Source organism: Marinobacter sp. DSM 26671 (assembly GCF_900112835.1).
Classification (GTDB): Bacteria; Pseudomonadota; Gammaproteobacteria; order Pseudomonadales; family Oleiphilaceae; genus Marinobacter; species Marinobacter flavimaris.
In genome coordinates, this window is sequence record NZ_FONF01000007.1 from 225518 (window position 1) to 232519 (window position 7002).

The 7002-nt window shown below is 56.6% G+C and carries 8 protein-coding genes and 1 pseudogene; 3 read left to right on the top strand and 6 right to left on the bottom strand.

Annotated features, from left to right (window positions below; genetic code table 11):
* The first annotated feature begins 9 nt into the window (after positions 1–9).
* From BM035_RS10450 to BM035_RS10460, 3 genes are all read left to right on the top strand, one after another.
* A complete protein-coding gene (locus BM035_RS10450; protein WP_053115160.1) occupies positions 10–690 on the top strand; it encodes a 3-oxoacid CoA-transferase subunit A in 681 nt (226 codons plus the stop codon).
* Positions 677–1324: a 3-oxoacid CoA-transferase subunit B gene (locus BM035_RS10455; protein ID WP_053115161.1), complete on the top strand. Its 648-nt coding sequence runs from the start codon at positions 677–679 to the stop codon at positions 1322–1324. The genes BM035_RS10450 and BM035_RS10455 overlap by 14 nt, the downstream gene beginning before the upstream one ends.
* A 106-nt stretch (positions 1325–1430) precedes the next feature.
* Complete coding sequence (locus BM035_RS10460; protein ID WP_254775464.1) at positions 1431–2723, top strand: hypothetical protein; 1293 nt, start codon at positions 1431–1433, stop codon at positions 2721–2723.
* 45 nt (positions 2724–2768) lie between these two features.
* Here the strand turns inward: BM035_RS10460 and BM035_RS10465 are convergent, their stop codons facing one another.
* From BM035_RS10465 to BM035_RS10490, 6 genes and pseudogenes are all read right to left on the bottom strand, one after another.
* On the bottom strand, positions 2769–3752 hold the full coding sequence (locus BM035_RS10465) for an aldo/keto reductase (RefSeq protein WP_053115163.1): 984 nt from the start codon (positions 3750–3752) through the stop codon (positions 2769–2771).
* A gap of 590 nt (positions 3753–4342) precedes the next feature.
* The gene (locus BM035_RS10470) at positions 4343–5545 is read right to left on the bottom strand and encodes an IS110 family transposase (protein WP_254775466.1); all 1203 of its coding nucleotides are present in this window, start codon (positions 5543–5545) and stop codon (positions 4343–4345) included.
* A gap of 308 nt (positions 5546–5853) precedes the next feature.
* Positions 5854–6099: a hypothetical protein gene (locus BM035_RS10475; RefSeq protein ID WP_254775468.1), complete on the bottom strand. Its 246-nt coding sequence runs from the start codon at positions 6097–6099 to the stop codon at positions 5854–5856.
* Positions 6089–6364: pseudogene (locus tag BM035_RS10480) on the bottom strand (transposase domain-containing protein); the annotation flags it as partial. The pseudogene BM035_RS10480 and the gene BM035_RS10475, both read right to left, overlap by 11 nt.
* A 91-nt stretch (positions 6365–6455) precedes the next feature.
* A complete protein-coding gene (locus BM035_RS10485; protein ID WP_092031717.1) occupies positions 6456–6725 on the bottom strand; it encodes a hypothetical protein in 270 nt (89 codons plus the stop codon).
* Positions 6715–7002 (bottom strand): transposase domain-containing protein (locus tag BM035_RS10490; protein ID WP_139216033.1); only part of this gene is annotated, 288 nt, incomplete at its 5' end. The genes BM035_RS10490 and BM035_RS10485, both read right to left, overlap by 11 nt.

The window sequence follows — 7002 nt, forward strand, 5'->3', positions numbered from 1 at the left end:
TGATTGAGGATGATTGATAAGCGAGTTGCTTCTTTGCGGGACTCCGTAGGAGATATTCCGCATGGAGCAAGCGTTATGATCGGCGGGTTCGGAAGCTCTGGTATTCCGCTCGGGCTGATTGAAGCACTTCGGCAGCAGGGTGCAGGGGATCTGACGATTATCTCCAATAATGCCGGAGTCGGAGAAGAAGGAATTGCGAGCCTGCTGCGCGATGGCCTGGTTAAAAAAATAGTCTGTTCCTTCCCGCGTTCTGCGGGTTCCATCTGGTTTGAAAAGCGCTTTGAGGAGGGGGCTGTTGAACTTGAGCTGGTGCCGCAGGGTACCCTGAGCGAGCGTATCCGCATAGCAGGTGCCGGGATTGGAGGATTTCTAACACCCACCGGCTATGGCACCAAACTGGCGGAGGGCAAGGAAACGAGGGTCATCGACGGCAAAGGCTATGTGTTGGAGATGCCGCTGAATGCGGACTTTGCACTGATCAAGGCCGAGGCGGCTGATCCGTGGGGCAATTTGATTTATGACACCGCTGGCCGAAATTTCAATCCGATGATGGCGATGGCGGCGACTTTATCAATAGCCGAAGTGAATCATATTGGTCAGCTAGGCGAGCTTGACCCGGAACGGGTTGTCACTCCGGGAATTTATATTGATCGGGTGGTGTCACAGGAGGCAATGCATGTTTCGGCTTAGTTCTGAAGATCTGGCCCGCCGCGTCGCGGAAGATATTCCGGATGGCTCATACGTGAACCTTGGTATCGGTATGCCGACGCGTGTTGCGAATTTTGTCGCAGGTGACAAACAGGTTATCTACCACAGTGAAAATGGCATTCTGGGTGTTGGCCCGGCACCGAAACCTGGGGAAGAAAATACCAACCTGATTAATGCTGGCAAGCAATACGTCACTTTATTGCCAGGCGGTTGTTATTTCGACAATGCTGAGTCCTTTGCAATGATGCGGGGCGGCCACTTGGACATCGCAGTGCTGGGCGCATTTCAGGTTGCTGAAAACGGCGATCTGGCCAATTGGGCCACCAATGAAGACAAGTTTCCGCCGGCAGTCGGCGGCGCCATGGACCTTGCGGTGGGGGCGAAAAGGCTCTTCGTCATAATGCGTCATAGCACTCGGGACAACGACCCTAAAATACTGCAGCGCTGCACTTTTCCCTTGACGGGCACAGGGGTTGTCAGCCGGATTTTTACGGATCTCGCTGTACTTGATGTGACTCCGGAGGGGCTACAGATAATCGAGTTGTTCGGGTCCAACACCTTTGAAGAGGTCCAGGCGGTGACTGGGGCCCGGTTATTGCCTCCGTTGACCTCATGATGCAGCGAAGCCCATTCCAAGACATGTCGGAGACGTTTCGACTATAGGCGAATGGGATATGATTAACGCTTTCTCGAGACCGGACTGTTTATCCGGGACTCGCTCGGTGCTTACCTATCTGGCGCTCTTCGCTGGTATTGCGAACGTTGTCCCCGGTCATACCTACCTCGCCACTGTGCTAGCCTGCTTGGCCATTGTGCTGGGCTGGGGCAACTTGCGTACAGTGGGCCGTGCGATCCTGATCCTGATAGTGGTTCTGACCTTTGTCGGGTTGATAGTAGAGCCTTCTTCAGTGCCGAAAGCCGCTGGCAACATGGCTAGAATCGGGGCGCTGATTATTACCGTGATGCTGTTATCGGCGGTATTGGGGCAGTCTAACGACTTGAAGCTGATTTCACGCAGCCTGTTTGCCGGCAAATCGCTTTATCGCTACGTTGGCATGACTTCAGGCACCGCGTTGCTCGCTGTGCCGCTTAATTTCGGGTCGGTGGGGGTTATCGCCACCATGATTGGCGTGCAGGTCAAGGACCAGGGAGACAGCCCGATGGCGCGTAATGCGGCGAGGGCGGTCGTCCGGGGGTTCGGGGCCTCGCCTATGGCCTCGCCGCTGTCCGTCGCTGTGGTTCTGACGGTGACTTTCCTGCCGGCCCTGTCGAGCTGGAAATTGATTGCACTGGGTCTGCCGTTTGCTTTGTTCTACCTCTTTGTCGGTGCCTTGTCGCGGGAAGACGAGCCACCACGTGAAGAGTTGGCAATCAGTGCAGATGAAGACGGGGAAGCTGTGCTGCCCTGGCTGCGCTTTATTGGTGTTGTTGCATTGATTTGTATGGGTGCATTCACCTTGAGTGTGGTTGGCGGTTTGCTCTACTCCCAGGCAGTGACCCTGAGCTGCCTGACGGCGGTTGTCATCGGGTTGGTATACCGCCGCCTCCATGACGGGGTCTTGAACATGCCATCACTGGCTATGATGAATAACGAGTTGGTCATTATGGGGGGGTCGTCGTTTCTTGGCGGTATTATTGGCACCTTGGCATTGAATTGGCTGGGCATGGGGTTCAGCTTGCCTGTCTGGGCCTATCCGGTGGTCGCCATGGTGGTGCCCTGGTTGTTCTTTGCCGGTGGCACCGTCGGAGTTAACCCGATTATCTCAGGCACCCTGTCGGGTAGCATTCTTGGCCCGATCTGGCCGGAATACGGTCTGCTCGGGCTCGGGTTGGGCATGGTGGCGGGGTGGGGAATTACTATCGCAGGTACGCCATATTCCGCTAACGCGATATTGTTGGAACGATGCACGGGGTATAGTGCTGCCACCGCCTCCTATGGTTGGAGCCTGAAGCTTTCGCTAGTGGTACTGGTCGTCTGTAGTGTGGTGTGCGCAATTTTCACACTGCCGTTCTAAAATCCAGATGACGGAAAGCAGAGCTTCCCGCCATTTTCCATTATTTCAGGCGTGACCCGCTACTTGGTGGGGCACATAGTGTGCCTCCAGAGTCGCTTTTTCGTTCTCGCTCAGTTCCAGCTCCAGTGCAGCCAGTGCTTCCTCAATATGACCGGGTTTACTGGCGCCGATGATAGGAGCGGTGACCACAGGGTTGGAGAGCACCCACGCCAGAGCAATACGGGCCATAGACGTACCACGATTGTCGGCCACTTCCTTCAGGGCGGCGATAACAGGTTGGTCGATATCGCTGCCGAGGCGCCATTTCCGGGTATTTTCATCGGTGCGCGCCCGTGCTGTCTCGCCGGCTTCCCCCTGTACGGTTTTTCCGGCCAGGATACCCCGGGCCAGCGGACTCCACGGAATCACGCCAATGCCCTGGTCAGCACACTGTGGAATCATTTCCCGCTCTTCTTCCCGGTAGATCAGGTTGTACATCGGCTGCATGGTTACAAAGCGAGTCCAGCCGTGCTTTTCTGCCGTGAACTGGGCTTTGGCGAATTGCCAGGCAAACATCGAAGATGCGCCTATGTAACGCACTTTGCCAGCCTTCACCACATCGTGGAGCGCTTCCATGGTTTCCTCGATGGGTGTGTGGTAGTCCCAGCGGTGAATCTGGTAAAGGTCGACGTGATCGGTGCCGAGACGCCGCAATGAGCTGTCGATAGCGTCCATGATGTGTTTTCTGGACAGGCCCCGGTTGTTCGGTGCATCTCCCGTGGGATTAAATACTTTGGTGGCAATGACCACGTCTTCCCGTGGCGCGTAATCCAGCAAAGCCTTGCCCACCACCCGCTCGGATTCACCGATCGAATACATGTTGGCGGTATCAAAGAAGTTTATTCCCGAGTTCAGTGACTGTTTGATGAAGGGGCGACTGGCCTGCTCGTCCAGTACCCACTGGCGCCATTTGGGCGAGCCATAGGTCATGGTGCCCAGACAAAGGCGGGAGACTTTCATGCCGGTTGTTCCGAGGCGGCGGTATTGCATGGCTTTCTCCACAGCTGCGGGTAAAGAATAGGAATCCGGAAAAATTATTGGTGATTCGGAGTGGTTCAGAAGAATAGATTGGTATTTGCCAGAATAAAGACCACGGTAACTCGAAGTTTAAATAAAAGCGGGCCTTGAGAGGCCCGCTTTTATTTGTTGTGCGCCAGGCATGGCGCGTAGCGCCTTGACGGGCGCTGATCCGGTTCAGGTGGTGCTGGCCGGATGACTTGGGGGTGCAAGTCCCCTGTGGACCCGGCAAGGGGAACCACTGATATGTTTTGACCTGTCAAATGGTTGCACAATTTTTATGGTTGCACCTCCGGTTAAGCACGTTGGATCAGAGCACGGCCAGGCAGTTTGCGACGGTGGATCATACTGATATACGTGGATTGGTTACCGACCTGACTTCACTACGTCGCGGAGCTGGCCTTTCTCTAGCAGCAAGGATCAGCGACCGAAACCGCCTCTGGGCGGTTTCCCGGTCACTGCCGGTTTAGTGGTTCCCAAGGGTTCTCCACACCGGCCTAGCCCTGCCCTGACTTAACGTGCCTCTTTACCTCATCCTATGCTTGTTGCTGGTTCATGGGGGTTCACCCGGCGTTCGTGGCACTGTGAACCCTCGGCATTTCTTCCCGGACGATTGCCCAGATAAAACCTATCAGTTCCCTCGCAATCGCCACACACACCAGCTTGCTGTTCTTGCCCGCCTGGATGAGATCCCGGTAGCGACCGCAAAGCCGTTTCTGGGCCTGCCAGGCGATCCTCTTCGTGTCCTCTGACGCTGGGGCCGCTTTACGCTTGAGGTGTTTCGTCTGGCGCGCCGGGAAGCGGTAACTCCAGGCTGACTCGACCAGCATACGCCGGGCATGACCATTGCCCGTGAGCGTGATGCCGCCCTGGCGACGCCTCCCGCCACTGCTGTGTTCGCTCGGCACCAGCCCTAAAAATGCCATCAACTGACGGGGCGAGTCGAAGCGGGTAATATCCCCCAACTCAGCCAGCAACACCATGGCCGCCAGTGTGTCGACTCCTCTGAGTGCCACCAGAGCCTCCACCACCGGTGCAAGGGACCACTGTGCCAACGCCCGTTCCATCTGTGTCCGCAAATCAGCCACCCGCTGCGTCGCCGCCTTCACCGCATCGACATACTCCTGCAGTACCACCTGCTGCCAGTCGTGTGAGAACTTCAGCGACTCCAGCCACGTGTAATGGGCCTGCGTCCAACGTTTCTTGCCAGCGGGCCAGGCGTGGCCGTGACGCAGCACGAATGCGCTCAGCTGCTGGCGGGCCTTGCGCTCCTGCGACTTCATATCACCACGGGCACGGGTCAGATCCCGCATCGCTTCCTGTTCCGGACCAGGCACCCAGACCGGTATCAGATCACCGCTGCGCGCAAGACGGGCCAACTTTAATGCATCCCGACGGTCCGTCTTGATCCGCTCCGCCGCCGCCTTGGGAATGCGCGACGGCGCCACCACCTCACAGATATGTCCGGTACCGGCGAGCTGGTGATACAGACCATAGCCACAGGGCCCCGCCTCATACACAAACTGTAGGACACCACCACCAAACCGCTCACTCAGGCGCCGCACGAGCTTCTCAATCGATTTCGGGCGGTTGGCAATTTCACCTTCGGAGTGGGGCTCCTGCCGGCCGGGTTCAGCCACCGCCACCGCAATTGTTTCCTTATGGACGTCCAAGCCCACATACGCGGCGTAACATTCCTGCCCGGGTAGTTCCAGCCTTGCTGCAACGGTGTCGATTCGGGACGCTTCTGATTTAAACTTATTCATGACCTGCCCTCCTCAAAGTGGCTCTGCTGTTGGTTTCTTTCCGTCCTCAACAATAACCCACGTGCGTTGAGGACGGGCAGGTCAAAACATCATGTCTAGCCGGACGGCAAGGGTGTCCATCGTGAGATGGAATCTGAAGGAAGCCGCAGGCAAAGCACTGGCCTGACGAACAGAAATCGCATATGAGGCGGTCACACCGGGTAAGGCGTCAACGATCGTCAAAGCCCTGTACTTGCACGGAAGGTGTGGACGTAAAGTAAGCGTTCATTCCACGACGTAGTTGACCTACTTCACGTCACGCAGTGGCCTCATAACTCCGGCGAGACCTTGTACTGTTTGGTGCCGTCCTCGGCTAACACGATCACACTCTTGCGGTTGATCTTGGTGACGATCCCCAATACCGGTCCTTCCCGGCCTTCGAAGGTCACTTTCAGGCCCACCCGCAACTGGCTCAGCGCCTGCAGATTTTCCTGATCCCACAGTTCGTCGATGCGCCGGCAGATGTATTGGTTCAGTTCCAGCAACTGGTCGATGCTCATGTCTTCAATGCGCATGAACGGCCTCCGGCTGTTTGCTCTGTCGGCCAGGATGGCGCGGATCGATCAGCGCCCGTAGCGGATTTTCGGCAAACCGAGTTTTCCAGAGTCGCGGTGTCAGATCCACCACTTCACTGGCCGGATGCTGGCTGATGCGTTGCAGCACGTCCACCAGGTAAGTGTAGGGGTTAATATCGTGCAGCTTGCAGGTGCTGATCAGGCTCTGGATGATGCCCAGGTGTTCCGCGCCCAGTTCGGTCCAACAGAACATCCAGTTTGAACGATTATGCTGAGCTCAGCATAATCGCTCCAACTGGCTGTTTGCGGGATCACTGCGCAGTGGTCGTAAGCGTTCATTCCACGACGTAGTTGACCTACTTCACGTCACGGAGGGGCCTTAATAACTCCGGCGAGACCTTGTACTGCTTCCTGCCATCCTCACCCAGCACGATCACACTCTTGCGGTTGATCTTGGTGACGATCCCCAATACCGGTCCTTCCCGGCCTTCGAAGGTCACTTTCAGGCCAACCCGCAATTGACTCAAGGCTTGCAGGGTTTCTTGCTCTTGCAGTTCATCAATTCGCTGGCAGATGTACTGGTTCAGTTCCAGCAACTGGTCGATGCTCATGTCCTCAATGCGCACGGACGGTGGCCTCCGGCTGTTTGTTCTGTCGGTCAGGATGGCGTGGGTCGATCAGCGCCCGTAAAGGGTTCTCGGCGAACCGGGTTTTCCAGAGTCGGGGCGTCAGGTCGCTGACTTCACGGGCCGGGTGCTGGCTGATGCGTTGCAGCACGTCCACCAGATACATGTACGGGGTAATATCGTGCAGCTTGCAGGTGCTGATCAGGCTCTGGATGATGCCCAGGTGTTCCGCCCCCAGTTCGGTCCAGCAGAACATCCAGTTTTTTCTGTTATGGAA

Coding starts and splice junctions, on each gene's coding strand:
- BM035_RS10465 (WP_053115163.1), bottom strand. CDS start 3,752: ATGCAATACCGCCGCCTCGGAACAACCGGCATGAAAGTCTCCCGCCTT.
- BM035_RS10455 (WP_053115161.1), top strand. CDS start 677: ATGTTTCGGCTTAGTTCTGAAGATCTGGCCCGCCGCGTCGCGGAAGAT.
- BM035_RS10470 (WP_254775466.1), bottom strand. CDS start 5,545: ATGAATAAGTTTAAATCAGAAGCGTCCCGAATCGACACCGTTGCAGCA.
- BM035_RS10475 (WP_254775468.1), bottom strand. CDS start 6,099: ATGCGCATTGAAGACATGAGCATCGACCAGTTGCTGGAACTGAACCAA.
- BM035_RS10450 (WP_053115160.1), top strand. CDS start 10: ATGATTGATAAGCGAGTTGCTTCTTTGCGGGACTCCGTAGGAGATATT.